The organism is Nodularia chucula CCY0103, from assembly GCF_963923915.1.
GTDB classification, from domain to species: domain Bacteria; phylum Cyanobacteriota; class Cyanobacteriia; order Cyanobacteriales; family Nostocaceae; genus Nodularia; species Nodularia chucula.
The window spans coordinates 101,010-126,884 of record NZ_CAWUOL010000003.1 but is presented as its reverse complement, the minus strand read 5'-3'; the positions used below and the strand labels follow the sequence as shown (position 1 = coordinate 126,884).

The following is a 25,875-nucleotide window of genomic DNA, read 5'->3' as shown; positions in this document are numbered from 1 at the left end:
AATGCGCGATCAGTTTAATAAAATGATGGGACGGACTCGCTATGTAGTGTGTCGGGTGTTTTTGCATTTAGCCGGATCTGATGTAGCTCCAATTTTAGGAGTATTAAATACTACAGCCAGAGAGGCGATCGCAGATGATGGAGAAGACTTACATAATTTAGGCGAAGGACTAGTAGAAATTAGCGAAACCCTATTGCGCTACGATGAAGCGTGGCTATCTGCTGCTAACGAAGGGGAAGTATTTTGGGATGAAGGCGAAGCTGGAGATTACGTCAACGAATTATTTAGCGACTCTGGTGAACGCTACGGTGCAGACTTGGGTATCAATGCTGATGACAGTGGAAATGAAGCTTTTTCCATCCCCGTCACCCGTAACGTCATCGTCATGTTGACAGTAGCCTATGAAGGGGAAGTTCCCGACTTAGAAACTGACCTATCCAACATTCCCGCCTTAAAAGATGCCTTAAAAGCTCTAATCAATTTACACTATAAACAAAAACTGCGCGCCATTCAGGTGCATTTCTCCCCAGCACAATTAGGAGATGAACTCACTAACGATCAGCTGTTGCAATATTACCCAGAATTAATTCCTTTGTAACTAGTTGGGTAATCTCGACATTACCAAAGGCGTTCAGGCTTGTTAAGCTCAAAGATAGGATAGAGTTAAATGCTCATGACATTATTACGAAAATTTACAGTTGTTTGTTTAACACTAACTTTGTGTATAACAACTGTCGCTTGTGGAAATTCCAACCAAACTGTCTCTCAAAGCCGGAATGTCACCCGTACTTCTTCTACCCCCACTCGCCTGAGTGATGGACAGTATCAGGTACAGCAAGCCAGCTTTGACGATGGGAGCGGAGAGTACACATTGTTTTTACTCAACACCACACCTCCAACCTTTAGAACCGAAAATTTACAAATGGCGCGGCTGACCGATGAAGAAATCAAGGAAGGGAAAAGCACTTCTTTGAAGGTGGAAAACGGACAACCAGCCTTGTTTATGACGGAAGACTTTAAAATTGAGTACATCCATAACGTCACCGAAACCCAAACCAATCCCCAAACGGGACAACAAGAAACGGTCATAGTCAGAAGAGAAAGCAACTTTTGGGCCCCCTTCGCTGGGGCTGTAGCTGGTAACATTGCGGGTCAAGCCATTGGTAATATGTTATTTAGACCCCAATATTATGTACCACCAATGTATCGTTCAGGCTCAGTGCTAACTGGTTATGGTGGCTATGGTCCTACTTATACTCAAGCTGTGGGTAACTATCGGACTCGCTACAATACAGCGCCAATAGTTGAGCAGAATCGGACAACTTTCCGCACTACAGGAAATATCCGAAGATCATCTCCTAATACTTCCAATGTCCGCAATACCACACCCAACACCAACACAACCAATCGCCCCACAGGTTCCGGTTATGGTAGCAGTAATTTAAAACCTTCTAACAATTCTGGTTCTAACAGAAGTAGACCCAACAATAGTTTCGGTTCTAATAATCGTAGGCCTACTGGTGCTAGTCGCAGTCGTTCCTTTGGTAGTGGCGGTAGAAGACGTTAAAGTGATTATAGAAGTTGTCTATAGGAAGAAGGAGCAATCCCACCCTATAGACGCTTCACTAGTGATAGTCTGGGGTGGTTACTATAAATGACCTTTAGCCGCCATTGCAGCTACTGGTTGCGGCCAACGTCCCACTGCATTACCAATTACAGCTAATTCTTGCATTAAGTAATCAAACCGTTCTGGCGTTAGAGATTGCGGCCCATCGGATAAAGCTTTGGTCGGGTTGGGGTGAACTTCAATCATTAAAGAATCAGTTCCAGCTGCGATCGCCGCCATCGCCATTGAAGGTACAAATTCCGACCAACCAGTCCCATGACTAGGATCAATCATCATTGGTAGGTGAGTCAGCTTTCTTAACACTGGGATTACCGATAAATCTAAAGTATTGCGCGTGTGTTGGCGGTCAAAAGTGCGGATTCCCCGTTCACATAAAATCACATTGGGATTTCCCGCAGCTAAAATATATTCAGCCGCCATCAACCAATCTTCAATAGTCGCCGCCATTCCCCGCTTCAACAGAATTGGTTTTGGTTGCGCCCCTACCTTTTTCAGTAGGGAAAAGTTTTGCATATTTCTGGCTCCCACCTGGATGACATCAGCCACTTCAGCGATGATATCCAATTCAGCAGCATCCATTACCTCGGTAATAATCCCCAACCCGCTTACTTCCCTGGCTTTAGCCAACAATTCTAAAGCACTCTCACCATGACCTTGGAAAGCATAAGGTGAAGTGCGAGGTTTGTATGCACCACCCCGTAAAAACTTAGCACCTGCGGCTTTAACCCGTAATGCCGTTTCCACGATCATTTCTTCATTTTCCACTGAGCAGGGACCAGCAACTACTACTAAAGGATGATGTTCTCCGAAAATCACATTACCATCGGGAGTATTAACCACCACCTCTGAAGCCTCCCCGTGACGAAACTGACGGCTAGCTCGTTTGTATGGTAACTCCACCCGCAACACTTGCTCAATCCAGGGGCTAAGTTCCTGAATTTGTAACGGATCTAAGCTGGCTGTTTCTCCCACCAGACCAATTACCACTTTGTGTTGACCAATGATTTTTTCGGGAATTAGTCCCCAGCTAGCTAGTTCCTGATTAATGCGGTTAATTTCCATTTCTGGGGAACCGCTTTTCATAACTACAATCATTTTAAATTACCTAATTAGTTGATTTGAACTTGCAACAAGTATTAGCCAACTTATTGTGTTACTTATATTTAATTTAGATTGAAATATTTACTATTGCCAAACGGAAACTTTTATGATTCAGGCAAAAGTTATGGCGCTCAGTAGTTTTGCGGTTAAATACAGAATCAAATCAAACATCAAAAATTTCTTTAGTAATGTTGAAGTTAGGAAATTTCCACTTCAACATTTACTCAAACATGGATTTAACACCGTAGTTAGTCTGGTATCTGAGCGCCAACTATCATGCCTTTTTTTGCCGAGTTTCCCGCCAAACTTCCACCATTCGACCCCAATTGGTACTAAATTCACCTAATCCCAAGAGGCTTCCGGCTCTTTCTTCATCCCATGAGGCTGAAAGGACACCATAGGTTATGCCGATCACGCCGATACCAAATAATCCCATATTCACTAATAAGACGGCAATGGGAGGTAGTTGGATTTCGGTGTAAGTGGCCAGTAAGTAGCTGACTACTAAGGTGACAATACCCAAAACTGTTGGTACGCCGCAGAATCCAGCCACTCGCCGGATCATCCTTTGGCTAACAACTTCGGGAATGGCCATCTCTTGTTTATTGAAAGGTGGCTGCTTACTAGCCTGTTTTTCAGATTTTTTAGGCTGTGCTGGTGATTTCCTTGTAGCTTTGGGGGGTTTTTGGCGCTTGGTTTTGGGTTCAAAAGGTAAGCTATCGCGCTCAGATTCTTCAGCAGACATAAGCGATAGTTCCTATCCACGAATACCGAGACGAGCAATTAAATCTTGATACTTTTGGCGATTCCCTTGTTGAATATAAGCCAGAAGACGCTTACGCTGACCAATCATTTTCAGCAAGCCCCGGCGGGAAGAATGGTCTTTTTTATTAGCCTGGAGATGTAAGCTGAGACGACTAATGCGGTCGGTCAGCATAGCAACTTGAACTTCGGAAGAACCAGTATCGGTTTCGTGAACTTGATAGTTCGACATTATTTCTTGTTTGCGCTGTTGCGTCAGAGCCATGATCGATTCACTTCTTAATTATTTTAAATTTATCTAGCAGTCTCCTATGATATCATAGCCCTCAAGCTGTTGCTATGACTCAGCAATAAGTATTTCCTTGTCTAGACCCGGTACTTCTGGAAACACCTTGGTTACAGAGGGTTGCTTTAATATAGGCTGGCGAGTTTTCAGATCAAATTTATAACCACTTGGCAAGACATGGAGTTTGGCTCCAAAAATTGCTAATGGCTCATCCTTTAAAATTTCGCTCATATTGTTGTATGTGGCTTCAGACTCATCAATGATGGTAACGGAACCCTCTCCAATTATTTCGACTTCACCATCAGTGACTACTATGGCGGTGTTCTCATCAATGCCAAATCCTAATTCGGCGGGTTCTTGGACTAATGCTGAAATTAAACGTCCCAAACGTCCCCGTTGTGAAAAATGTTGGTCAATGACGACACCGGGTAAATAACCCAAACCAGGCCCCATCGCTACTATTTCCATGCGTGGGTGAGTTTTAGCATCTCCTTCTACAATCATTTTATCCGGCATCACTGCGGCCCCAGCGCTTGTACCTGCAATCACGATACCGAGAGCAAATCTTTGGTGAATGGCTGCATCTAATTCAGTATCTTTGAGAATGCTGGTAATGCGGGCTTGGTCTCCCCCTGTAAAAAATATACCAGTAGCTTGGGCGATCGCTTCTAAGGCTGTGGATGAAGATCCATCTTCACGAGTTTCTGTGTCAATAATGCAGGCATTTTCAGCACCTAGACGCGCAAAAACTCGAATATAATTTTCTCCTACCTCTCTTGGTAGTTCTGCCGCAGCTGTGATAATCACAATCTGGGCTTTCATACCTCCAGCCCGACGCACAAACTCTCGTAAAATTTCAGCATCTCCATCTCTATCTTCAGCCCCGCCAATAATCACAAGTTGGCGTTTAGTTGTATTTTCTGTCATGATAAATCTTGATATAAATTATATAGTTTCAATAAACCATGACAATTATATCCATAAAATCATCCATTCGATAGATTACGGCATTCCCTTTGAGATTAAGGAATAGTTAACGAGTCTCCAGAAGTTGTAAAGGTATAGGAATAAGTTTATAATGTCTATTTAATGAGATTAATTTAGATAGCATATTTCCGCAACACTCAGCAAAAAAAGACTACAATTCAGATATTTATAACCATCAAAAAATAAATTACAGATTCGGAAAACTTAGATAAAGGTTTATGATCAATGGTGCAAAATAAAACCAGAGAATTAGTCCGGATTAATGCTAGAAGAAACGATGTTTTTGATATTTTTAATTTTAAACATTACTCAGGAGCAAATCCATATTTGGCAACTGGGGCGCTAGTTTTTGATTTCGCGCTGATTTCCTCTAAACAATCCCTACCTATTGCAGATTATATTTCCCAGGTGTGCGATCGCTATCCCCATCTAGCAGAACACAACTATGAATCCTCCGCCCATCTCTTTGCCATAGTCGCCTCAGAAATTGGCAAACTAGACATGGGTTTACACCTAGACCTGTGGAACGTCAAACCATACCCAGACTACAGCCGCATCAGCATCCAATCTTTACATGAACCCACAACCAGAGCTGTAATTTACTTAACTTGGGATTGGTTGGAAGCCATCACCCAAAACAAAAGATTCTACTTCGATGAAGAACTGCAAGTCATACAAAGACGATTCCGCCAATCAGTTTACGGTGGTCCCACAGTTTACGCCCTCTTAAGAACAGGCTATCAAAAAGGTATTCCCACCTTTTATTTATGGCCAGAAGCACTCATGCAATATGGCTATGGTAAAAAACAAGTGCGCGGAATAGCCACAACCTTTGATTCTGATAGTCATTTAGATTCAGATTTCACCACCAGTAAAGATGAATGCAAAATATTTCTGCAAACATTAGGTTTACCAATACCAAAAGGTGAAATTGTTTTTTCCGAAACAGAAGCCTTAACAGCAGCCAAAAAAATTGGTTATCCAGTAGCAGTCAAACCTGTAGTCGGTCACAAAGGTATTGGCGTGACAGCTGGCGTGCGAGGTTCCAGAGAACTAAAATCTGCTTATAGCACAGCATTAGCGGCAATTCCCCCAGACCAAAGCAGGCGAGTAATTGTCGAAAAAAGCATTTCCGGAACAGATTTTCGCCTATTATGTGTTAACGGTAAATTTGTGGCCGCCATAGAACGCCGTCCCGCATCAGTTATTGGTGATGGTTACTCCACCATTGCAGAGTTAATTCGCACTGAAAACAGTCAACCAGAACGCATGGACACAGCTACCTCCCCCATGTCCAAAATTCAGTGTGATGCAGCGATGGAAATCTATCTAAAGGAACAAGGCTATTCCTTGAATAGTGTGATCAAAAAAGGACGCACCGTCAAACTTCGCAAAGTTGCTAATCTTTCCGCCGGGGGTATTAGCATCGATGCCACATCTACAATTCATCACGATAATATTATCCTCGCTCAAGACATCGCCCAACACTTTCGGTTAACTTGTCTGGGGATTGATGTAATTGCAGAAAACCTCTCAGAATCTTGGAAGACAAGTAAAAACTTCGCCATTTTGGAAATTAACGCCGCACCAGGAATTTTAATGCATCTTCATCCTGCCGTGGGTGACAGTGTTGATGTTCCTTCCCGAATTTTAGAAACCTTTTTTGATTCTGGTGCTGATGCCAGAATACCCATCATTACCTTTAATAAAATTTCAGTTGCAGAATTGCAAGACACAATTGACCATATTCTGGAACAACATCCTGACTGGATAATAGGTGCAGTTTGTCATGATGCAGTGTTTATTAATCGGGCAGAAAAGCCACTCAGCCCAGACTATAACAGTAATGTAGAAACTTTGTTGCGTCATCCCAAACTGGATTTACTCATTACAGAATATGATGAATCCATTCTGGAAGAGGAAGGAATGTTTTATCAGGGTAGTAATATAGTAGTCTTAGATAATCCTACCGCTACAGAAATGATGTTAACGCGGGATGTGTTTGATGATTCCATCGTGGTTCTTAAGAAGGAAAACGACATTTCTATTCGTCATCGGGGGTTAATTGAAGATTACACTTTGGGTGAAAATGAACCATTTAGTAGGGTATATTTAAAACAAATTGGCACGATTTGAGTAAGTGATATTTGCTAAATTAACCTGCTGATAAAATTTTCATCTTGATTGATTATGGTCTATCCCCAACGCATTAACCCTGAGCCTGGACAAGAATCAGTTTGGGATTATCCCCGTCCCCCTCGTCTAGAGGACACAAGTAAACATATTCAAATCATCTTTAATGAAGTCATCATTGCGGACACCCACAGTGCTAAACGGGTTTTAGAAACCAGTCATCCACCGAGTTACTATCTTCCTCCCGATGACATCAATATGTCACATCTAATACAGATGCCCAAATCTAGTTTTTGTGAGTGGAAAGGTGCTGCTGGTTACTACACCATCCGCGTTGGCGATAAAGAAGCACAAAATGCGGCTTGGTTCTATCCCGCACCGACACCAGCTTTTGCATCTATTAAAGATTACGTGGCTTTTTATCCTCATCTCATGGATGCTTGTTACGTCGATGGAGAAAAGGTGCAACCGCAACCAGGTAGCTTTTACGGTGGTTGGGTGACAAATGATATTCTGGGTCCCTTCAAGGGTATTCCCGGTAGTTGGGGATGGTAAAGTGTGTTTGTAGTAAACAATTTAGTGTTTAAAATCTCAGGAATTGAGTCGTGAATACCAACTTAATAACCCAGGCATTTCAAGTCAGGATCAAACTATGTTTGCACTTTGCTAAAATCCTCTAAAAAGCTGAATGTGCTAAATTAATCACATTAACCTTGCTGACTCCAGACTATGAACTATCCCAACTTTTCCCCACAAGGCTATGAGGTGATCAGCGAACTGGGACGGAATCGTGAAGGTGGCAGAATTGCATGGTTAGCGACAGACCTCAAGACAAATCAACAGGTGGTAATCAAGCAGTTCTGTTTTGCTCAAGTTGGTGCTGACTGGTCAGCGTATAAAGAACATGAGCGAGAAATTCAAGTCCTAAAGGGACTAAATCACCCAGGTATTCCCAACTGTTTGGGTGTATTGGAAACACAGGATGGCTGTTGTTTAATTCAAGAATACAAAAACGCCCCGACTTTAGCAGTTCAACGCAGCTTTGACCCGGAAGAAATTAAACAAATAGCCGTCAAAGCCTTAGAAATTTTAGTTTATTTGCAAAATCGGATTCCTCCGGTTATCCATCGAGATATTAAACCAGAAAATATATTGGTAGATGAGGAACTGAATGTTTATTTAATTGACTTTGGCATGAGTCGCATTAGTAGCCAGGAACTAGCTGCAAGCAGTGTATTTAATGGGACTCCGGGTTTTATGCCCCCAGAGCAAATGCGTAAGCCAACGGTAGGGTCTGACCTTTATGGATTGGGTGCAACCCTAATTTGTCTACTCACGGGGACAAAATCAACGCAGATGCAAAATTTAAGTGATGATGATGACCCTTATGTAATTAATTTTCGTCATTTGTTGCCAACATTAAGCCTGCGCTTTCTCAACTGGTTGGAGTTGATGGTGAAACCTCGACTCAAGGAACGTTTTGCTGATGCACAAACAGCTTTAGATGCGTTGAAACCGCTTGATTTGGTGCGTGTACCGGGAGTGAAATTGAGTCCATCGGTGCTGGAGTTCAAAGCAACTCGGTTAGGTGAAAGGCTAAGGCAAACTATTACAATTGAGAACCCGATACCAGATACGATGCTCGAAGGTAAATGGGAAGTCGCGCCTCATCCCCAAGACCCACCGCATACGCCAGATTCTCACCCGTGGATTTGTGTAGAACCTGCTCAGTTTAGCCGCAATCATACTCAGTGTAGTGTGCAAGTGGATACTAGCAATTTGATGGCTGACAAGCTGTATAAACGCCAGTTGCTATTGCGTAGTAATGCTGTTCCAGAAGTTTACCCTTTGATGGTGCAAATTGAGACTGCTCCTCTGCCAATTGAAAGGAGAAAAGTGCCTTATATTAAACTGGCTGGCATATTTTTAGTTGTTGCGGGTCTATCTATAACTATGTCTTGGGCTATAGCTGTGGGTGGGGCTGTGGGTGGGGCTGTGATTGGGGCTTTTATTGGGGCTTTGGGTTGGGCTGTGAAGGCGGCTGTGATTTGGGCTGTGATTTGGGCTTTTATTGGGGCTTTTATTGGGGCTGTGATTGGGGCTGTGATTGGGGATGTGGATTATTGGGCGAGTTTGGCTGTGTATGCGGCTGTGGATTATTGGGCGAGTTTGGCTATGTATGCGGCTGTGTATGCGGCTGTGATTTGGGCTGTGTATGCGGCTAGAGATGTGATTGAAACTGTTGATAATAAGTCAATTGCTATACGGTTGCTGCTACTCACAGCAGGATTAGGAATTAGCTGCGGAATTGCTTGTATAGTCGGACTGCTGAATCCCTACATTTTATTAGCACTATCAGGAAGCGGATTACCCTTAGCAACTATGCTGCTTTATCTACCCCTCAAACGCCGCAAGTTAATTGCTAAATACCGTAAGTCTGAGGAACGTCTCATCAAACCTTGAGCATTTACAGTAGTTGTACAAATTCTTCAACGGACAAGCCAGTTTGACGAATAATTGTACGTAAAGTGCCTCGATCTAGCTCTTTATGATCTGGTACAGTGATTGTGGTTTTAGGTTGCTCACGAACTAAAATGATATGACTGCCAGGCTGTCGAATCACAATAAAGCCGATTGTTTCAAGTGCCTTGATACACTGTGATCCTGATATCACAGGCAGCTTACTCATACCAGTACGACTTCAATGGTATCAGAGGGAACAGGTTCGCCCCGGTCTTGCAGAACTTCAATGTAGAGTGCAATTGCTTCTTCAATATTTGCCAAGGCTTCCTCTCGTGTTTTCCCTTGACTAATGCAACCAGGTAAACTGGGTACTTCTACCACAAAGTAACCATCTTCACCGGGATATAACAGCACTTGGCGCTTAAATTCGGCTTGAGATTTTGCCACTATCATTACTCAATACCTACTCAATTACTTGTTCAAATTCTAGCATTCTTTTCATTGAGCAACTTTTGGGGCAAATATTAAGTAAGTTCCTCCCAAACCTTCTACAATTGTGCGTGTATTTGCAACCATCAATTTTTGATAGGTATCGGCTTCGCTTCCCGGTTCACCCAGTCCATAAGTATATAGTTGTCTTTTAGCGAGTCTGACATTAGCATTTGTAGCCACAGGTGCAATTAATTCTGGGTTAATTGTCGTCTCTGCAAAAATTGTGGGTATTTGGGCTTCTTGTATGGTTTTTGTCCAATTATTTATTTGTGTATCTGTAGGATTTATTTGATTATTGACACCATTTAACCCTAATACCAAAGGAATTTTGTAAGCTGTGGTGTAATAATTGAGGATATTACTAGTTGTAACTAATTTGCGTTGATTATTGGGAATAGTATCTAGTCTAGATTGTATCCAACTATCCAGTTGACTGAGTTCATTTTTAATTGCTGCTGCATTAGCACTATATAAACTGGCATTTTCCGGAGCTAATTTTTCTAAGTTTTGGCTAATTATATCCAGCATTTTGATAGTATTATTCACATCATGCCAAATATGAGGATTAGTTAAGGTTTGACCAGATGTTTGAAATTGCTGTGGTTGATTTACCGCCAGTTGACTAACAGCGATTTTGGGGGCGGAGTTTTGAGTTTCTGCTAATATTTGCTGCAATTCTGGTTTAAAGTTGTAGCCACTGTGTAAAATAAGATTAGCTTGTGCGATCGCTTCTCGATCTCCTGGTCTGAGTTGATAGAAGTAGGAATCATTACCTGGAGAACCCAAGCAAATTAGGTTAATTGTATTTTCAGCTACTTGTCTAGTTAAATCACAAAGCACACTAGTAGTGGCGATAACGCGCGGAAGAGTCTCATCTATGCTGGGGGTGGTTTGCATGAATGATGTGCTTGCTACTTGATTTTCACATCCGATAAAGGTGATGGTGAAAACTGTTAAAATAGCTCGTAAAGAATTATTTAATGGGATAAATTTTAAAATCATAATTATCACTTTAGTTGTTGATATAAAGCAATGTCAGATAATTGTAGCTCTAACTAACTAAATAAATTGTGAAAATAGATTTGATTTTGATTGATTATTTTTAATAATTCCAGGACTTACACAAAAATTGCCAAAAAGCTTAATTTATCGTTCGCGTAGCGTGCGCGAAGCGCATACCGCCAAGTCGCCAAGAACGCCAAGAGTTCGTAGAGTGTGCGTAAGTCCTAAATTCAAATGGCTGGATTTAACAGTAACGAGATATACAAAAAATTAAACAGGACACAGCTACGCTGCACCCTGGAAATAGTTGTAATATTAGGTGAGGTTGATTAAAAATTAAAAGATGGTAATTTGCCTTGCAACATTTCGTATTTGGACTGGAAACAAGTAGCACAATTGCAACCTAGTTGATCCATAATTGGATTAGATGCTTTTGTCACATGAAGATTTGATAATCCCCCAATTGGTTGGTGAGATGCTACAGAAATCATGCTGGTAGCAGATGTAGTTTGAATATTAGATGCTTGGGCAGGATTTGCTACTAATAGTATAGATGCAAGAAATACAGGACAGGCAAGCAAAATCATTTTGAGTATGTTCATAATTCGCAGATAGATACTATTTCTGATACAGGATAGCCAATTTATTGACTACATTCAAGCACGATGATTGGTAGATTTAACTACCTCTGAATCCTTGACCTCGGGATACTTTTGACCAAACGAGTAATTCTCCTTTGTCTCCACCGGCGGCGAGGAATTTACCTTGAGGATGCCAAGCGAGGCTGGAAAAACCACCGGAAACTCCTGTGAGGACTTGGGTAACTTGTTTAGCTTTTTTCCATAAACACAACCAACCATCACTGGCGGCGGAAGCTAGAAGAAAGCTGTTTGGGGCAAAGGCGATCGCCGTGATAATATCAACGTGATTAGTTAAAATTCGTGACTCCCAGCCTAAATCTTCATTCTCTAGCTTTTCCCAAACTACGATACCTTCAACGCTGGAGGATGCCAAAATTGGCGCACCTAGTTGGGTAGTAGCTTGTGACCATGCTAATTGACGAATTTTTCCAGGAAAACCACGCATAATCCAAGGATCAGGGTTATTCCATTCTAAGACGGTAATACTGCGATCCATGTTGCCAGAAGCCAGAAATTTGCCATCAGGCGACCAAGCCATAGCTGTACTCACAGTAGGCATATCTAAGATATATGGCTCTTGATCCCAGTTTTGACCATCCCAAATTTTAACTCCTTTGTAGCCGCCAATGGCTAGGTACTGCCCATCGCTACGCCAATCAATACCTAAGACTGTGGAGGTATCAAAATTTAGGGTGATGACAACTTCTTGTGTATCAGCATCCCAAACTTGGACGTAACGCCCTAAACTAAAGGCTAGTTGGTTACTTTTAGGACTCCAAGCTAGTTTATCTACCCATGTCCGGGGGTTGTCTAGTGTGGTGATTAATTCAGTACCCTGCCAAATTTTTACTTTTCCATCCTGTCCCCCAACGGCGACAAATTTACCATCTGGGGAAAAAGCTACACAGTCTATTGATGTCCCGCTTCCTGTTTGTAAGGTTGTCAGCTGACCATCATTCCACAGTACGACTTCCCCATCTGCGGAGGTGGCTACTAAAGTTTTATCATGAGGCGACCATGCGATCGCAGTCACATAGTCGGAAAGGGTCGTTGAATAGTGTTCTTCAAATTCCTTAGTTTTACTGGCTGTGGGATTCATAAGTCATGGGGAGTAGAGAATGGGGATAGGTAGAAACTTCTCCTTCCCCTATTCCTATTATGCAAAACAAGCGAGAAAATCTTGCTTTAATTTAGCTTCATCCAGATTCCGACCAATGAATACCAATTCATTTTTGCGAATTTCATTTGCTTTCCAAGGGCGATCTGGTCTACCATCTAAAATCATGTGTACACCCTGAAATACAAACCGATTCTCTTCCCCAGCAATATTTAAAATTCCCTTCATGCGGAAAATATCTGGCCCTTGAGTCTGCAATAAATTCCCCAACCAAGCATTAAGTTTTTGCCCATCTAATTCCCCAGGTTCTACCAAAGCTACAGAATAAACTTTTTCGTCATGTTCGTGAGCATCTTCATCCAAAAAATCCGGGTCAATTTCCAACGCCCGTGCTAAATCAAAGGCTTTTACACCCAATAAAGCATCCATTTCTAGTTCTGAGTTTTGGGTGCGGTAAATCTTAGCCATAGCATTCATCGACCGGATGCGCTGTTCTAGTTCGTCTAACTGTTCCGGGCTGACCAAATCTGTTTTATTTAACAGAATCACATCAGCAAAAGCAATTTGTTCTTGAGCTTCATCTGCATCCCAGTGTTGCCAAATATGCTTTGCATCCACAACAGTTACTACTGCATCTAAAGACAGTAGATTTTGCATATCTTCATCCACAAAAAATGTTTGAATCACTGGGGCTGGGTCAGCTAAACCAGTAGTTTCAATTACTAGATGATCGAACTTATCCCGGCGCTTCATTAAATTACTAATTATCCGAATTAAGTCGCCGCGCACTGTACAGCAAATACAGCCATTATTCATTTCAAAAATTTCTTCATCTGCATCAATAATCAGTTGATTATCAATACCAACTTCACCAAATTCATTCACAATAACTGCTACTTTTTTACCGTGTTCGTAGGTGAGAATATGGTTTAGCAGGGTGGTTTTACCGGAACCCAAATATCCTGTGAGTACTGTTACAGGTACTGTGTTAGTGATTTCTTCAGTCAACATTGTTTAAATGCCTTTTTTTGTAGTTTAGATAATCATTACCACCCATAATAATTCTTTTTATCTGTTTGTGGTGGATTTACTGTAATTCAGTTTGCGGTGATGATTTTTGTGATACTACAAAATTGATTTTTTTCCTGACGCATCTATAATAAGTTGTAAATATTAAAGCATTTTATTTTTGAATAATGGCCAGTTTTGATATTGGTTTAATTGTATGAAAATTATATAAGAATGATTATGATTATTAAATAATCCACCGATGATGGATTTTATGGGGATAAGAGAAATTCTTGCACTGCTGTGAAGACTAGTTCTGGATATTCTTCGTGTATTCCCAAAGAACCGGGAAGTATGGCGCTGGTGACTGCTGGTAGTGCTGCTAAGGTGTTCATTTCTTGTCTTGATTTCGGCGGTGTAGACTCGCCAATTACTACCATCAGGGGTACAGACAATGATTGCACTAGTGTGAGAAAATCAGTTTGCTGTCTGATAGCATCGAGATTACCCGTGACGAACGCCGCAGAAGCAAATCTGGCTCCAGGTTTTTGGGTTGTTTGATATTTTTTTTCAATAAAGCTGGGTGTGAGTTTAGCATCATCACTAAATACGTGACGGCGGTACATCCAGGTTAAAAAGGATGGTGTGGTGTTGAGTTTATATAGTGCTTGTCCAACTATAGGCGATCGCACTAAGCCCTTGACAAAATCTGCTATCTGTGTACTTGCACCCATAGTTGGTAAAGGCCCCCGCCAAGTGGGAGCTAGGAGCAAAATTTTGGTAAACACATCAGGCTGTTTAACAGCTAATTGTAAAACGTAACTGGCAGCATGACCAGCCGCAACCACAATCATCGGAGTCGGAAAAACAGTTTGAATAAAATCTGCTAAAAATTGCTGATATATTTCTGGGCGGTAATTTAAACTCGGACGAGAAGATTCTCCAAACCCTGGCCAGTCAGGAACTGTAACTTCAAAATGGGGAGCGAGTAAATTAGCCAATTCACCCATTTCTCCCCGCATAGAAACACTGCTAAAGGTGGGTAACAGCAATAAAGGTGAACCAGTACCGATGGTTTCATAAATTACCCGTAAAGGTTGGTTTTCCCAACTCCAGGTATATTCGTGAACCGTTCCACCAAATCCCACAGGCTCATAAGTTGATACTACATTACTTGACATCACACTAAATTTTGGTTGTTATCAGATTTTTGACCCACCCCCTAAGGAAGCAGCAGGGGAGATTGATTTAGCTAGGTAAATCCAACTTACATTCAAGTGCTTTTTTCTGCATGGTTTTAAAAATGTTGTAAAAACCATTAGCACGGGAAGGTGTCAAACTGACATTTAAACCTGTTTCTTGAATAAAATCTGGGGTGAGTTCCACAATTTCTGTAGGAGTTAGTCCAGTTAAACCTTCCACCAACAAACCTACTAATCCTTTAGTTAATTGGGAATCAGATTCACCTTGGTATACAACCTTACCGTCATCCAGTTCGGCGGTAATATAAACCTGAGACACACAACCAGGAACCTTGTTTTCTGGAACTTTGCCAGTTTCTGGGAAATCCTTCAGCTTCTGAGCATACCAGATGAGTTGTTCGTAGCGCCGCTTTGGTTCACTCGCACGTTGAAAACGCTGAACAATTTTGGCAAGAGCAGGTGGCAAAGAATCTATAATTGAGGACATAACAGAAGCTGCAAATAATCAGTCTTAGTTTGAGTTTAGATGATTTTACCAGCGATGGATCGCATCTGCTGAAATATAGCTAGTGAGTAGGGCGTAGGGAATGGGGAGTGGGGTAAAAGCCTTTTGGTGTCTAACTTTTATGATCAGTTTATGTCTTAACGTGTATGCGTAGTGCCATATATGAATGAACAGTGGTTAGCGCTTGAACAGTGGCTAGGTTCACCCTAGTCACCCGTTAAGCAATTCTGTGGGCATATCTGACAATTTTACTGGTATTTGTATTTATGCTGCAAAAACTTGATCGACTGTAATATTTAATTCTGGAAAAGTTGGGGATATAATTTTATCTATACCTCGATAAGCATTTGGTTGATAAATGCCTTGTTCATTGAGAATATATACAAAAATTGTTGGTTCTTTGGGATTACCTAAATAATTACGACTGCCAATAGCTAAATAATCAACAATCCAATATTCAGAAATTTCTAACCGTTGATATTCATCGAGTTTATCTATATAATCATCTTCCCAATTAGTAGAAACTATTTCTACTGCTAATTGTAACGGTTCAATAAAGGCGGTGTAAGCGGATAAATTAGCATCCCACAGGTTTTTATCGACTACGCTAACATCAGGAACACGACCTTGTTCTTTGCCGCTTGCTGTTAAAGTTCTAATGGCAATTCTTCCAGATACCCTGTAATTTAAATTTAAGCGTTTAACTTCTAACTTCAAAGTATCACTAATAAATTCTGCTAAATTGTCATGTTTTCTAGTTGCCTGTATCCGCATGATTTCTGCATTTACAAGTTCATAGCGACCTTCTTCGGGGAAGTCGTAGTTAAGGAATTGATCAAAGGTGAGTCGGTTTTTAGTTAGATTCATAGTTTTGCAATGGGAGGCACAAGATGAGTGAAAGTAGTGTAAATCTAACCCAGCAAGTTTTCTTTATATCTAGCTTAACAACTTCCAACCGAAGAGAAGGACTACCATCAAGGAGAATTTGTGAAGTTCCAAAATTTTAAGTGTAGGGAGGAGGCAAGTGTGCGATCGCTCTCTATCTTTTGGGTTTTGGTGGTCTAGCCATAACAACAGAACTGCCTCCTTCATTTTTAGCATTAGGCTTTTGCTGAAACTGCTCGTTTTTTTTGATTGGCTTATCCAAATCACTACCCAGTGTTCGAGCGCTCTAATTTTTTGGCGGGATTTTACCCCTCTCTAGATAAGGCTTGTTTTAGCTGCTGGGTAGCTTTTTCAATTGCATCGATGCTACCTGCATTGATAAGTCCGTAATAATCAAAGATATACACTTGGTTATTTTGAGTTGCTGCTAATTTTTGCCAAAAACTTTCCTTTTTAAAGGAATCTAGCAGCGCAGTTTCGGAACCACCTTGAGGAGGACTAATCAAAATAATAATTTCGGGATTGGCTTCTAAAACTTTTTCTGCCGAAAGTGTGATATAACCACGTATTGAGCTATTACCTTGTAAGTCTGCGGCTAAATTCTGCACTTGGAATTTTTCTAATAAATCTCCTGCCCAACTGGTTTTATTTGGGGTTAAAATTGGCTGGCGGCTAACTAAAACTAAGGTAGAACTGCTGGGTGATAAATCATCAGGTAAAAATGTTTCGTAGCGGGTTAATAATGGTGTGGGATCTGCATTTATAAAACTGGCTAGGGTTTTAGTTAGTTCTTGGAGAGAGTTCCAGTTATTAACTCTGGTGGAAAAGGTCTTAATTCCCAGTCTTTCTAATTGTTGCAGTGTTTGATCTGAGAATCCTTCTGCACCAATGACTAAATCTGGTTTGAGGGCGACAATTTTTTCTAAATCCGGTGGTGTTTGACCTTGGGCTACTTTTTCAATATCCTGAAAGCGGGGGTCTTTATTTAATAAGCTACTTCCTGTCATTCCTACTAGTTTACTTTGGTCTAGTTGCTGAATTATATCCGCAGATAAGGATGTGAGGGCGATGATTCTTTGAGCGGATGCTTGGGGTGATGTAACTGAAGTTGCAGCTGTTGTTGGTGGTTCTGGGGAAATGGGATTATTACAAGCTGTGAGGAATAATGTTAAGCAGATGGCGAGGGTGAAGATAATTTTTTTTTGAGACATGATATATTAATACGCTTTGATTTTTAAAGGGGAGTGGGGAGTGGGGAGTAGGGAAAAGCCTTTTTACGCTGTACTGTGATTTTTCATAAATCAAGTATGATTCCTATATAAATTTGGTTGACTCCTATGATTTTAAAACCGGATGCTTAAACTAGCGGCGAAGTTAATTCCTGGTTGGGTGTATAGGTCTAGGAATTGGTCGTTGTTACTGACCCCGCGCACGCTAGACCATTCTGTGTAGCGCTGGTTGAATAGGTTGAAAATACCGAGGTTTAAGGTGGTGTTTTCGTTAAAGTTGTAAAAACCGCGTAAATCTACGGTGGTGTAACCTTGGGGTTTAAAGAAATTTTCGTTACTTACTCTATCTTTAGCTGCTACTAAGGTGGTTGTGAGTTCTCCACCCCAAATTTCTCCGGGGGAACGATAACGTAATCCCATAATGGCTTTGAAGGGGTCAACAGAATCTAGGGGTTGGTCTGTTTCTAGGTTATCTCCGATAGTATAAGCTAAGGTTCCAAACAGACTTAAACCATCGGGAGATTGATTAAAGCGATATTCTCCCCTGGCTTCTAAACCGTATATTTTGGCTCCTTTGATGTTTTGAGCTTGAAAACTGCGTAATTCTCGATTACCAATGAGAACCGGATCAAGTTCGACATTTGAATCAATAAAGTTGTCGTAGCGGTTGTAAAAGCCTGTGAGACTGAAGCTAGATTGAGGATAGTTGGCTCTGATGCCGATTTCATAACTATCAACTGTTTCTGGTCTTAAGTCGGCATTTGGTAAGATTGTATAACCAAAATTAAAGTTAGTAAAGGCGATCGCCGCATCATCATAGGGTGGACTTCTAAAACCACGGGCGTATTGTCCATATAATGATATTTCTGGGGTGACTTTGGCGACTATACCTAATTTGGGTGAGATAGCGGAAGCAGAAAAACCATCAACTTGGTAATTTTCAGTATTGATATTCTGAAAAGCAACATCATTTGTGTAGGGAGTCAGTTGATAATAGTCGTAACGAATCCCTGGAATTAAAGTAATCCGACCATCAGCAAATTCGATTTCATTTTGAATATAAATCCCACTTCTTAAAGTGTCAGTATCAGGAAAAGTTTTATTGGGAAAAACTTCGCTGCTCACAACTTTTGTACTGGTTCCCAGGGTTTCATTAAATAATGTGGAATCTCTGGGACGACTGGTGGAAGTGTTGAATAAGTCAAAACCATAAACTAGGCGATGGCTAATATCTCCTGTGAAAAATCTGCTGGTAAATTGCACATCGCCACCAACTATATCTTGATTAAAACCAGTTTCGAGAATGCGGCGTACATTCTGATTAACGCTGTTAATGGTGCGAGTTTGAACATCTTCTATACTTTCAGCAGTTTGATAATAAATTTGCGATCGCACTGACTGCAAGAATGAGCTTAAATTAGGATTAGTGTATTCATGACTTAAACTAATACGTCCCCGACTATTAGAATCATCAGCTGTTTGGCTAACAGTGGTAGTGCGAGTAAAACCGCTAAATCCTTCCGCAGTCCTAACTTGAGTGTTAACGTTACGCTCAAATAATTCTCCTGTGAGGCGGAAAATATTATTGTCGTTGGGTTGCAAAACGACTTTACTAAAAAAGTTATTACTGTCAAAACTTTGAGGGTTGGGATCTAATCCACCGTAGTTTTGAGTTTCGCTACCATCCTGGCGAGTATATTGTACTAAAGCTGACAAGTTTCCGCTTTTCCCTGCTAATGTGACTGAGGGCGAAAAACTATAGTCAGCCGTGTTATAACTAGCTCTACCGCTAACATAAAACGGACGACCAAAAACCCTCAAATAATCTTCTGGGTCTTTGGTAACAAAGGAAATTACACCACCGATAGCGTCGCTACCGTAAAGAGTAGAAGCAGGACCACGAATGATTTCCACTCTTCTAATGGAGTCAAAACCTACTAAATCTCTGGTGCTAGTCGTATAAATATCTGGAACTCTGACACCATCGACTTGAATTAATACGCGGTTGCCTTCAATTCCCCTAATATTAATACTAGAATTACCCTGACCAGCCATACCACTCCGGACGGGGCGATCGCCTACAGATATTCCTGGTTCATAGCGGACTAAATCTTTAAAATCCTGAATAAAATCTCTTTCAATTCTTTGTTCATCAATGACAGTAATAGTTCCAGGTGAATCAATAATTGCTCTAGGTGTACGAGTTCCGGTGACAGTAATTTCTATATCTGAATCCCGGCGTTGATTTTGTTCGGCTGTTTCCTGTTCACAATCATCAGTTTCTTGGTCTTCATCTGGCTGATTGGAAGTGAAATCAATGGGACAAATTTCTGCTTCTTCTGCTTCAGGGTCAACGGGAATTAATACAGGTTCCTGGGTGAGTAAGTTTGCATCTGTGGAATAAATTTTTATTTCACTAATGCGGGGAGTTTGTGGATTATTTGATTCAGCTAAAGCTGTGGGTATGACAAAGAGATTCAGCAGCGCCATGCTGAACAAAAAGGAAAGTTGTTTCACTGGTTTTTACCTAAGTTTTAATGGTGAAAAGTGGAAGCAAATATTGAGTTACAAGTTACGCCGATATAATAGATAGATAAATAAGGGAGAACCCAGTAAGGCGGTGACAGCACCCACGGGAAGTTCTACAGCACCTAATCTGGAAAGTAAGTCTGCAAAGCTGAGAACTAATGCACCACCAATGGCACTGAGTGGTAAAACTGCTCGGTAGTCTGTCCCTACCATGAGGCGGATTCCGTGGGGAACAATTAAACCTACAAAACCGATTAAACCACCGATACTGACTGCACCTGCTGCGAGTAGTGTGGCTATACCACCAATCAATATGCGCGATCGCACGACGGAAACCCCTAAACTGATAGCTAGGTCATCACCTAAATTCAATAAGTTGACAGCACGGGCTAACAAGCATCCACATAACAAAGCCACAGTAATATAAGAACCTGAGATGGTGACTTCATTCCAACCCCGGCCGTTTAAACTCCCAATTAACCAATTTAAGGCGGCTTGGATTTGGCCATCTTCCGCCATTAATAATAAAACTGACTGAACTGCACCAAATAAGGAACTAACTGCAACTCCACCTAAAATCAACCGTTCTACAGCAATGCCATTTTTACTCCGAGCTAGAAAGTAAACAAGAACTGTTGTCAACAATCCGCCAACCCAAGCCCCTAAAGGAATCCAAGTCTGCAATACACCTAAACTCAACATGGCTACAGCCGCTAAACCAGCCCCGGCGGAAATACCCAGTAAAAACGGGCTGGCTAGTCCATTTCGCAGCATTCCCTGTAATAAAGAGCCGGACATTCCCAAAGCTGCGCCCACCAATAAAGCGGCTAAAGTGCGGGGTAGGCGTAAATCCCAAAGAATGGTTTGATACAGTTGATCACCTTGACCAATGAGTGCTAACCATAACTGATGGGGAGTCATAGCCACTGAGCCAAATGATAGGGAAAGTCCCACTACCACTAGCAGTGCTACAGAGAGGAAAAAAGCTGCCAAATAAATGCGATCGCCTGCTATCTTTAGTCTTAATGCCCCCTTTAACAATGCCATGTTGATGATTTTCATTTGCAATAGTTCCTGGTATACATTTGAGCATTAATACAAACTATTGTCAATAAGCATGAGAAGTTAGTTACCAACTCTATAAATCTTGATGCTGCCATTGGCGTTTTTAATGGTGGGCTGACGCAAGTAAAGCTTGCCACTCTAGCGCCTTTTTTTCCATAACTTTAATAAACTCATCTTTGCCATCCATATATCCTTCAATATCCTGAGAATATTTTTTTGCTAATTCGCGTTTTAATTCGCTGTATTGCCTAGCAGCATCAGGATGAGAGATCATGTAGTCACGAAATGCCAGATGTCGGGTAATTTCAGATGAACCTACTTCATAGGTGTGGACGTGATGGGTTCTCATGTCTGGCGAACTGTTTTTACGAAAGTAACGCCGACCGGGAAGCCCAAATTCGCCCATAGCTTCGTATCCTATTGCCACCATTGCTACACTTTGGTCATCAGTTTTGCCAATATCTTTGACTTCAATCAAAAAATCAATCACGGGTTTGGCGTAAATTCCGGGAATAGCGGTACTACCAATATGGTGAATCGTAATCATATTTTCTGCCATCACCAAGGCAATTTGCTGTGATTCTGTCTCAAATTCTTCCACCCATCTGGGATTAGGTGGGACAACTTCCACTTTCATAGAATTAATTCTCCGTTATTTAGTTCGTATTGTGCCAGTTGCGTCAGTCCTGTGATCATATACCCACAGAAAATATATTAAAAATTGAGAAATATTGTTAAATCTTGCTGCAAAGTCTTGTTTGATATTGAAATTAGTCGAGAAATATTCAAATGATATGGTTAACCCTATGAAAAAATTCAGGAGTTAATCAGGTGTTACCTTCAACCTTACTCGCTGCTGTCACCACACCCCTAGCATGGAGTCCCACAGTTGGGATCATCATGATTCTCGCCAACATCATCGCCATAGCCGTGGGCAAATTTACCATAGACTACCCCAACGCCGAACCAGAATTACCCTCACCCCGATTTTTTGGCGGTTTTGGTTTACCTGCGGTACTAGCTACCACAGCCTTCGGTCATATCTTAGGCGCAGGTATTATTTTAGGACTGCATAACATCGGCAGAATCTAACACTGGGGATTGGGGATTGGGGACTGGGGATTGGGGACTGGGGACTGGGGACTGGGGACTGGGGATTGGGGATTGGGGAATAACCTTTTTGTGTCTAACTTTTATGATCAGTGTATGTCCTAACGTATATGCGTAGTGCTATGTATGACGATTTTGATAAAAGTTGCATCGCTCAAACTTATTCAAACCAATCTTGACCTCCTGGTAATTCGGCTAAATGATCATCAAGAATATCGGGTAATTCTTTAGCCTGATATTGATAGGTTAAATGCAAAAGCTTATCAGCAAAATTAATTAATTCCTCTTGGTTCAGTCTTTGTGTAATTTGACTGGGTTTTAAATTACCCTGAAATATTTCAGCACTCGCTGGTCTAATTGCTATTGATAATGCTTCTGCTAAATATTCTTGCCATTCATCGGTTTTAATATAATAAGATTTCTCATTGCTTTTAATATTTAATTTGGCGATTTGAATTACTGAGTCAGAAATAGATGCAATCCATGAATTAGTTAAACGTTGTTCAATTTGATTTTTAATGAGATGAATAAATAATCTGACTAAAAAAGCTTCTATTTTGCGGAGTATTGCCTGTTTACTCATCTCCTCTAAATCATCAAGAATTTCCAAGGCATCATCATAACGACCTTCTAATATACTTTGTCTTAATTCTATTAATTCTTGTGTCATACATTAAGATATTTAGCGTAATGATAAAAATTAAATACCTAATTCAAATTTGTCAATAGCTTGAATATCGTCGGAAATCTGGACGCATTTTTCTAATAAAGCAATATTTAGTTCTGGTAATAATTCACTGGACGTAATATGTTCATAGCCATAACTATCTAAAAATATAGATGGTGTTTCTTCCCGTAAATGGTAAATTTTAAGCCGATTGATTTGCCAAAGCCAAACCTCAGCAACTTCCAAACGGTGGTAAATTTCTAAATTTTCAATGCTACCACTGGTGATAATTACCTCTATGGCTAAATCTGGAATATCTTTCTTCTCTCCAATGGCGTAGCATTCATCTGGTTCAACTCCAGCTTGTTTGAATTGTTTTCTAATAGTGGAACTCCCCATAGGGCTGAAACGAACTCGCCTTGAGTAAAGATAGCGTTCTATTAAAATAGCCAAACGTTTCTTGAGATTTTCATGTCTGATAGACGGTGACACAATTTCTAAAATTCCATCTAAGTAAGTGACACGGTAATGAGGGTTATCTTCTAGTTTGGCTAGTAACGCTTCATACTTTTGCCAATTGATACCACTAATGATAAATTTTTCTTCTGGGTCATCACTAGATGCAAGTTCGGAATCGTTTAACAGTTCCTTCAGGCTGCTGACCATTGTTTTCTGTCTCCTAGTAAGGCTTTGCTGGTTTTCTGTGGTCATGCCTTTTGCTGGTTAGTTTTCATTATAATTTGAATTTTCCGGGTGACTGCAACTTCTATTCACCAAGGCTTTTATAATATTGTTATTCTCGTAACGTTAGACACAAAACGCCCCTGAAAAATTCATCGCTATGCTTCAGCACCCCCATCTTGAACAAGCGCTAAAATACCACTTTGGTTACGACAACTTTCGCCTGGGACAGAAGCAAATTATTGAAGATGCGCTGCACAACCGAGATTTACTCGTAATTATGCCCACAGGTGGGGGTAAATCTCTTTGCTTTCAGTTGCCAGCATTAATGAAAAAAGGCTTAACGGTAGTAGTTTCACCCTTAATTGCTTTGATGCAAGACCAAGTGGAATCACTGCGAAATAATAATATTTCCGCCACATTTCTTAATAGTAGCCTCAATGCCTATAAGGTGCGATCGCGGGAAGAAGCCATCCGTAATGGTAAAATTAAATTACTCTACGTCGCCCCAGAACGACTTTTAAGCGAAAGATTCCTGCCATTTTTAGACTTAGTACATCATCAAATTGGGATTTCTACCTTCGCCATTGACGAAGCCCATTGTGTCTCAGAGTGGGGACATGACTTCCGCCCAGAATATCGTCAATTAAAATCCCTACGCAAGCGTTACCCCGACGTTCCCACCATCGCCCTCACCGCCACAGCCACAAATCGCGTCCGCAGTGATATTATTCAACAATTAGGGTTAAAGCAACCTAGCATTCACCTCGCCAGCTTTAACCGCCAAAATTTGTATTACGAAGTGCGAGAAAAAACTAAATCTGCTTATGCAGAAATATTAGAACTAATTAGAGAAACTGATGGTTCGGTAATTATCTATTGCTTAACTCGCAAAAAAGTTGATGAACTGACATTTAAACTGCAAAAAGATAAAATTGTAGCTTTGTCTTATCATGCTGGTTTAAGTGATGATGAACGCTCAAAAAATCAAACTCGCTTTATTCGAGATGATGTCCGGGTAATTGTTGCCACAATTGCCTTTGGGATGGGAATTAATAAGCCAGATGTGCGCTTAGTTGTTCACTTTGATTTACCCCGAAATTTAGAAAGTTATTATCAAGAATCTGGGCGGGCGGGTAGAGATAGCGAACCTTCTCGGTGTACGATGTTTTTTAATTTTAGTGATATTAAAACTATTGAATGGAGTATTAACCAAAAAACTGATCCTCAAGAACAATTAATTGCCAAGCAACAGCTACGTCAGGTCATCGACTATGCTGAAGGTACAGACTGTCGGCGAACAATTCAACTGGGTTATTTTGGCGAACGATTTCCGGGTAATTGCGGTAACTGTGATAATTGTCGTTATCCTAAACCTGTGCAAGATTGGACAATTGAAGCCATGAAGTTTTTATCTTGTGTAGCCCGTTGTAAAGAAAGATTTGGAATGCTACACATTATTGAGGTGTTGCGGGGTTCTAAAAGTCAAAGAATTACGCAAAATCAACACGATAAACTTTCTACCTACGGTATTGGTAAAGATAAAACTGTGGATGAATGGCGAATATTAGGGCGTTCTCTGTTACATCAAGGTTTATTAGAACAAACTAATGATGGTTACTCGGTATTAAAACTTAATGCTTTGAGTTGGGAAGTGATGAAGCGACAGCGCACTGTTTCTATTGCTGTTCCTGTGGCGCAAAAATTGAGTTTGGTAGCAGGAAGTGAAAAAGCTATGGAGGCAGAATTATTATTGCAGAGGTTGCGATCGCTCCGCAAAAAATTAGCTGATGAACAGTCTGTAGCACCTTATGTTGTGTTTCCTGATTCTACCCTCAAGTTAATGGCACAACAACAACCCCAATCTTTAGAACAATTCGCCCAACTTTCTGGGGTAGGTAGTCACAAACTAGCTCAATATGGCAAGACATTCTTAGCCGAAATCACCGCCTATTGTCAAGAACAAGGGATAACACCCCAGCAAAATTATTCTACATCTGCTCTATCCGTAAATAATTACCCCAATGACAGCGAGTTAGTCACATTAAGACTACATCAAGAAGGTTTGAGTATTGCCGAAATCGCCCACAAACGCAATCTCAGTCCCTCCACAATTCTCACCCATCTTTCTCAATTAATGGCAAAAAATCAGCCTGTAGATTTAAATCAGTTAGTCCCCCAAGAACATCAACAAAAAATCTGGCAAGTTTTAGAAATTCTTGGTGATATTCCTCTAACTCCAGTCAAAGAACAATTGGGTGAAAACTATACTTTTGATGAAATTCGCTTAGTCAGGGAAAAATGGCGGCGGCAAAATCGTTAGTAAAGTTTTACTAAGAATGAGTAATTTTCTGTGATATTTATGCTCATTCTCCGCCTAGTC

General features: G+C 40.9%; 26 protein-coding genes. 7 read left to right on the top strand and 19 right to left on the bottom strand.

Annotated elements, in window-relative coordinates; all coding sequences use genetic code 11:
- Window position 1: 1 nt before the first annotated feature.
- Window positions 2-598: a DUF1517 domain-containing protein gene (locus tag ACM0OP_RS02170; protein WP_414526744.1), complete on the top strand. Its 597-nt coding sequence runs from the start codon at window positions 2-4 to the stop codon at window positions 596-598.
- 69 nt (window positions 599-667) lie between these two features.
- Window positions 668-1,567 (top strand): hypothetical protein, encoded by a 900-nt coding sequence (locus ACM0OP_RS02165; RefSeq protein ID WP_414526743.1) that lies wholly within the window; start codon window positions 668-670, stop codon window positions 1,565-1,567.
- Between the two features lie 81 nt (window positions 1,568-1,648).
- Here ACM0OP_RS02165 and aroF read toward each other — a convergent pair whose 3' ends face one another.
- The 4 genes from aroF to ACM0OP_RS02145 all read right to left on the bottom strand — a co-directional run bounded on the left by aroF (window position 1,649) and on the right by ACM0OP_RS02145 (window position 4,703).
- Complete coding sequence (gene aroF / locus ACM0OP_RS02160; RefSeq protein WP_414526742.1) at window positions 1,649-2,722, bottom strand: 3-deoxy-7-phosphoheptulonate synthase; 1,074 nt, start codon at window positions 2,720-2,722, stop codon at window positions 1,649-1,651.
- A gap of 280 nt (window positions 2,723-3,002) precedes the next feature.
- Window positions 3,003-3,473, bottom strand: coding sequence for a PAM68 family protein (locus ACM0OP_RS02155; RefSeq protein WP_414526741.1), 471 nt, complete (start codon window positions 3,471-3,473; stop codon window positions 3,003-3,005).
- A 12-nt stretch (window positions 3,474-3,485) separates the two neighbouring features.
- Window positions 3,486-3,755 (bottom strand): 30S ribosomal protein S15, encoded by a 270-nt coding sequence (gene rpsO, locus ACM0OP_RS02150; RefSeq protein ID WP_414526740.1) that lies wholly within the window; start codon window positions 3,753-3,755, stop codon window positions 3,486-3,488.
- A gap of 72 nt (window positions 3,756-3,827) precedes the next feature.
- Entirely contained in the window at window positions 3,828-4,703 is an 876-nt protein-coding gene (locus ACM0OP_RS02145) for a cyanophycinase (protein ID WP_414526739.1), read from the bottom strand.
- Window positions 4,704-4,988: 285 nt separating this feature from the next.
- Between ACM0OP_RS02145 and ACM0OP_RS02140 the strand changes: the two genes are divergently transcribed.
- From ACM0OP_RS02140 to ACM0OP_RS02130, 3 genes are all read left to right on the top strand, one after another.
- Window positions 4,989-6,899, top strand: coding sequence for an ATP-binding protein (locus tag ACM0OP_RS02140; protein WP_414526738.1), 1,911 nt, complete (start codon window positions 4,989-4,991; stop codon window positions 6,897-6,899).
- 54 nt (window positions 6,900-6,953) lie between these two features.
- Window positions 6,954-7,451, top strand: a complete 498-nt coding sequence (locus ACM0OP_RS02135) for a DUF427 domain-containing protein (protein ID WP_414526737.1) — start codon at window positions 6,954-6,956, stop codon at window positions 7,449-7,451.
- A 174-nt stretch (window positions 7,452-7,625) separates the two neighbouring features.
- Window positions 7,626-9,359: a serine/threonine protein kinase gene (locus tag ACM0OP_RS02130; RefSeq protein WP_414526736.1), complete on the top strand. Its 1,734-nt coding sequence runs from the start codon at window positions 7,626-7,628 to the stop codon at window positions 9,357-9,359.
- A gap of 4 nt (window positions 9,360-9,363) precedes the next feature.
- On the opposite strand, the gene ACM0OP_RS02125 is transcribed toward ACM0OP_RS02130, so the two are convergent.
- The 13 genes from ACM0OP_RS02125 to ACM0OP_RS02065 all read right to left on the bottom strand — a co-directional run bounded on the left by ACM0OP_RS02125 (window position 9,364) and on the right by ACM0OP_RS02065 (window position 21,671).
- Window positions 9,364-9,585 (bottom strand): type II toxin-antitoxin system HicA family toxin, encoded by a 222-nt coding sequence (locus ACM0OP_RS02125; protein WP_414526735.1) that lies wholly within the window; start codon window positions 9,583-9,585, stop codon window positions 9,364-9,366.
- Complete coding sequence (locus ACM0OP_RS02120; RefSeq protein ID WP_414526734.1) at window positions 9,582-9,812, bottom strand: type II toxin-antitoxin system HicB family antitoxin; 231 nt, start codon at window positions 9,810-9,812, stop codon at window positions 9,582-9,584. Before ACM0OP_RS02120 ends, ACM0OP_RS02125 begins: the two co-directional genes overlap by 4 nt.
- 45 nt (window positions 9,813-9,857) lie before the next feature.
- The gene (locus ACM0OP_RS02115) at window positions 9,858-10,853 is read right to left on the bottom strand and encodes a metal ABC transporter solute-binding protein, Zn/Mn family (RefSeq protein ID WP_414526733.1); all 996 of its coding nucleotides are present in this window, start codon (window positions 10,851-10,853) and stop codon (window positions 9,858-9,860) included.
- 329 nt (window positions 10,854-11,182) lie between these two features.
- Window positions 11,183-11,455, bottom strand: coding sequence for a hypothetical protein (locus ACM0OP_RS02110; RefSeq protein ID WP_414526732.1), 273 nt, complete (start codon window positions 11,453-11,455; stop codon window positions 11,183-11,185).
- 76 nt (window positions 11,456-11,531) lie between these two features.
- The gene (locus ACM0OP_RS02105) at window positions 11,532-12,593 is read right to left on the bottom strand and encodes a WD40 repeat domain-containing protein (protein WP_414526731.1); all 1,062 of its coding nucleotides are present in this window, start codon (window positions 12,591-12,593) and stop codon (window positions 11,532-11,534) included.
- A 57-nt stretch (window positions 12,594-12,650) separates the two neighbouring features.
- Window positions 12,651-13,622, bottom strand: a complete 972-nt coding sequence (locus ACM0OP_RS02100; RefSeq protein ID WP_414526730.1) for a CobW family GTP-binding protein — start codon at window positions 13,620-13,622, stop codon at window positions 12,651-12,653.
- A gap of 269 nt (window positions 13,623-13,891) precedes the next feature.
- On the bottom strand, window positions 13,892-14,800 hold the full coding sequence (locus tag ACM0OP_RS02095; protein WP_414526729.1) for an alpha/beta fold hydrolase: 909 nt from the start codon (window positions 14,798-14,800) through the stop codon (window positions 13,892-13,894).
- Window positions 14,801-14,867: 67 nt separating this feature from the next.
- Window positions 14,868-15,308 carry a SufE family protein gene (locus ACM0OP_RS02090; RefSeq protein WP_414526728.1) on the bottom strand — a complete coding sequence of 147 codons (441 nt, stop codon included), beginning with the start codon at window positions 15,306-15,308 and terminating at the stop codon, window positions 14,868-14,870.
- Between the two features lie 282 nt (window positions 15,309-15,590).
- On the bottom strand, window positions 15,591-16,193 hold the full coding sequence (locus ACM0OP_RS02085) for a Uma2 family endonuclease (protein ID WP_414526727.1): 603 nt from the start codon (window positions 16,191-16,193) through the stop codon (window positions 15,591-15,593).
- Between the two features lie 323 nt (window positions 16,194-16,516).
- On the bottom strand, window positions 16,517-17,422 hold the full coding sequence (locus ACM0OP_RS02080) for an ABC transporter substrate-binding protein (protein ID WP_414526726.1): 906 nt from the start codon (window positions 17,420-17,422) through the stop codon (window positions 16,517-16,519).
- Between the two features lie 132 nt (window positions 17,423-17,554).
- The gene (locus tag ACM0OP_RS02075; RefSeq protein ID WP_414526725.1) at window positions 17,555-19,957 is read right to left on the bottom strand and encodes a TonB-dependent hemoglobin/transferrin/lactoferrin family receptor; all 2,403 of its coding nucleotides are present in this window, start codon (window positions 19,955-19,957) and stop codon (window positions 17,555-17,557) included.
- A gap of 48 nt (window positions 19,958-20,005) precedes the next feature.
- Complete coding sequence (locus ACM0OP_RS02070) at window positions 20,006-21,031, bottom strand: FecCD family ABC transporter permease (RefSeq protein WP_414526724.1); 1,026 nt, start codon at window positions 21,029-21,031, stop codon at window positions 20,006-20,008.
- A 106-nt stretch (window positions 21,032-21,137) separates the two neighbouring features.
- Complete coding sequence (locus tag ACM0OP_RS02065) at window positions 21,138-21,671, bottom strand: GrpB family protein (RefSeq protein ID WP_414526723.1); 534 nt, start codon at window positions 21,669-21,671, stop codon at window positions 21,138-21,140.
- Between the two features lie 194 nt (window positions 21,672-21,865).
- On the opposite strand from ACM0OP_RS02065, the gene psaK reads away from it, so the two are divergent.
- Window positions 21,866-22,126 carry a photosystem I reaction center subunit PsaK gene (gene psaK / locus ACM0OP_RS02060; RefSeq protein WP_414526722.1) on the top strand — a complete coding sequence of 87 codons (261 nt, stop codon included), beginning with the start codon at window positions 21,866-21,868 and terminating at the stop codon, window positions 22,124-22,126.
- A gap of 178 nt (window positions 22,127-22,304) precedes the next feature.
- On the opposite strand, the gene ACM0OP_RS02055 is transcribed toward psaK, so the two are convergent.
- Entirely contained in the window at window positions 22,305-22,814 is a 510-nt protein-coding gene (locus tag ACM0OP_RS02055; protein WP_414526721.1) for a DUF29 family protein, read from the bottom strand.
- Window positions 22,815-22,844: 30 nt separating this feature from the next.
- The gene (locus ACM0OP_RS02050) at window positions 22,845-23,477 is read right to left on the bottom strand and encodes a Uma2 family endonuclease (protein WP_414526762.1); all 633 of its coding nucleotides are present in this window, start codon (window positions 23,475-23,477) and stop codon (window positions 22,845-22,847) included.
- Window positions 23,478-23,652: 175 nt separating this feature from the next.
- On the opposite strand from ACM0OP_RS02050, the gene recQ reads away from it, so the two are divergent.
- Window positions 23,653-25,815 carry a DNA helicase RecQ gene (gene recQ / locus ACM0OP_RS02045; protein ID WP_414526720.1) on the top strand — a complete coding sequence of 721 codons (2,163 nt, stop codon included), beginning with the start codon at window positions 23,653-23,655 and terminating at the stop codon, window positions 25,813-25,815.
- Window positions 25,816-25,875: the final 60 nt, after the last annotated feature.

Coding starts and splice junctions, on each gene's coding strand:
- ACM0OP_RS02170 (WP_414526744.1), top strand. CDS start 2: ATGCGCGATCAGTTTAATAAAATGATGGGACGGACTCGCTATGTAGTG.
- ACM0OP_RS02165 (WP_414526743.1), top strand. CDS start 668: ATGCTCATGACATTATTACGAAAATTTACAGTTGTTTGTTTAACACTA.
- aroF (WP_414526742.1), bottom strand. CDS start 2,722: ATGATTGTAGTTATGAAAAGCGGTTCCCCAGAAATGGAAATTAACCGC.
- ACM0OP_RS02155 (WP_414526741.1), bottom strand. CDS start 3,473: ATGTCTGCTGAAGAATCTGAGCGCGATAGCTTACCTTTTGAACCCAAA.
- rpsO (WP_414526740.1), bottom strand. CDS start 3,755: ATGGCTCTGACGCAACAGCGCAAACAAGAAATAATGTCGAACTATCAA.
- ACM0OP_RS02145 (WP_414526739.1), bottom strand. CDS start 4,703: ATGACAGAAAATACAACTAAACGCCAACTTGTGATTATTGGCGGGGCT.
- ACM0OP_RS02140 (WP_414526738.1), top strand. CDS start 4,989: ATGGTGCAAAATAAAACCAGAGAATTAGTCCGGATTAATGCTAGAAGA.
- ACM0OP_RS02135 (WP_414526737.1), top strand. CDS start 6,954: ATGGTCTATCCCCAACGCATTAACCCTGAGCCTGGACAAGAATCAGTT.
- ACM0OP_RS02130 (WP_414526736.1), top strand. CDS start 7,626: ATGAACTATCCCAACTTTTCCCCACAAGGCTATGAGGTGATCAGCGAA.
- ACM0OP_RS02125 (WP_414526735.1), bottom strand. CDS start 9,585: ATGAGTAAGCTGCCTGTGATATCAGGATCACAGTGTATCAAGGCACTT.
- ACM0OP_RS02120 (WP_414526734.1), bottom strand. CDS start 9,812: ATGATAGTGGCAAAATCTCAAGCCGAATTTAAGCGCCAAGTGCTGTTA.
- ACM0OP_RS02115 (WP_414526733.1), bottom strand. CDS start 10,853: ATGATTTTAAAATTTATCCCATTAAATAATTCTTTACGAGCTATTTTA.
- ACM0OP_RS02110 (WP_414526732.1), bottom strand. CDS start 11,455: ATGAACATACTCAAAATGATTTTGCTTGCCTGTCCTGTATTTCTTGCA.
- ACM0OP_RS02105 (WP_414526731.1), bottom strand. CDS start 12,593: ATGAATCCCACAGCCAGTAAAACTAAGGAATTTGAAGAACACTATTCA.
- ACM0OP_RS02100 (WP_414526730.1), bottom strand. CDS start 13,622: ATGTTGACTGAAGAAATCACTAACACAGTACCTGTAACAGTACTCACA.
- ACM0OP_RS02095 (WP_414526729.1), bottom strand. CDS start 14,800: ATGTCAAGTAATGTAGTATCAACTTATGAGCCTGTGGGATTTGGTGGA.
- ACM0OP_RS02090 (WP_414526728.1), bottom strand. CDS start 15,308: ATGTCCTCAATTATAGATTCTTTGCCACCTGCTCTTGCCAAAATTGTT.
- ACM0OP_RS02085 (WP_414526727.1), bottom strand. CDS start 16,193: ATGAATCTAACTAAAAACCGACTCACCTTTGATCAATTCCTTAACTAC.
- ACM0OP_RS02080 (WP_414526726.1), bottom strand. CDS start 17,422: ATGTCTCAAAAAAAAATTATCTTCACCCTCGCCATCTGCTTAACATTA.
- ACM0OP_RS02070 (WP_414526724.1), bottom strand. CDS start 21,031: ATGAAAATCATCAACATGGCATTGTTAAAGGGGGCATTAAGACTAAAG.
- ACM0OP_RS02065 (WP_414526723.1), bottom strand. CDS start 21,671: ATGAAAGTGGAAGTTGTCCCACCTAATCCCAGATGGGTGGAAGAATTT.
- ACM0OP_RS02055 (WP_414526721.1), bottom strand. CDS start 22,814: ATGACACAAGAATTAATAGAATTAAGACAAAGTATATTAGAAGGTCGT.
- ACM0OP_RS02050 (WP_414526762.1), bottom strand. CDS start 23,477: ATGGTCAGCAGCCTGAAGGAACTGTTAAACGATTCCGAACTTGCATCT.
- recQ (WP_414526720.1), top strand. CDS start 23,653: ATGCTTCAGCACCCCCATCTTGAACAAGCGCTAAAATACCACTTTGGT.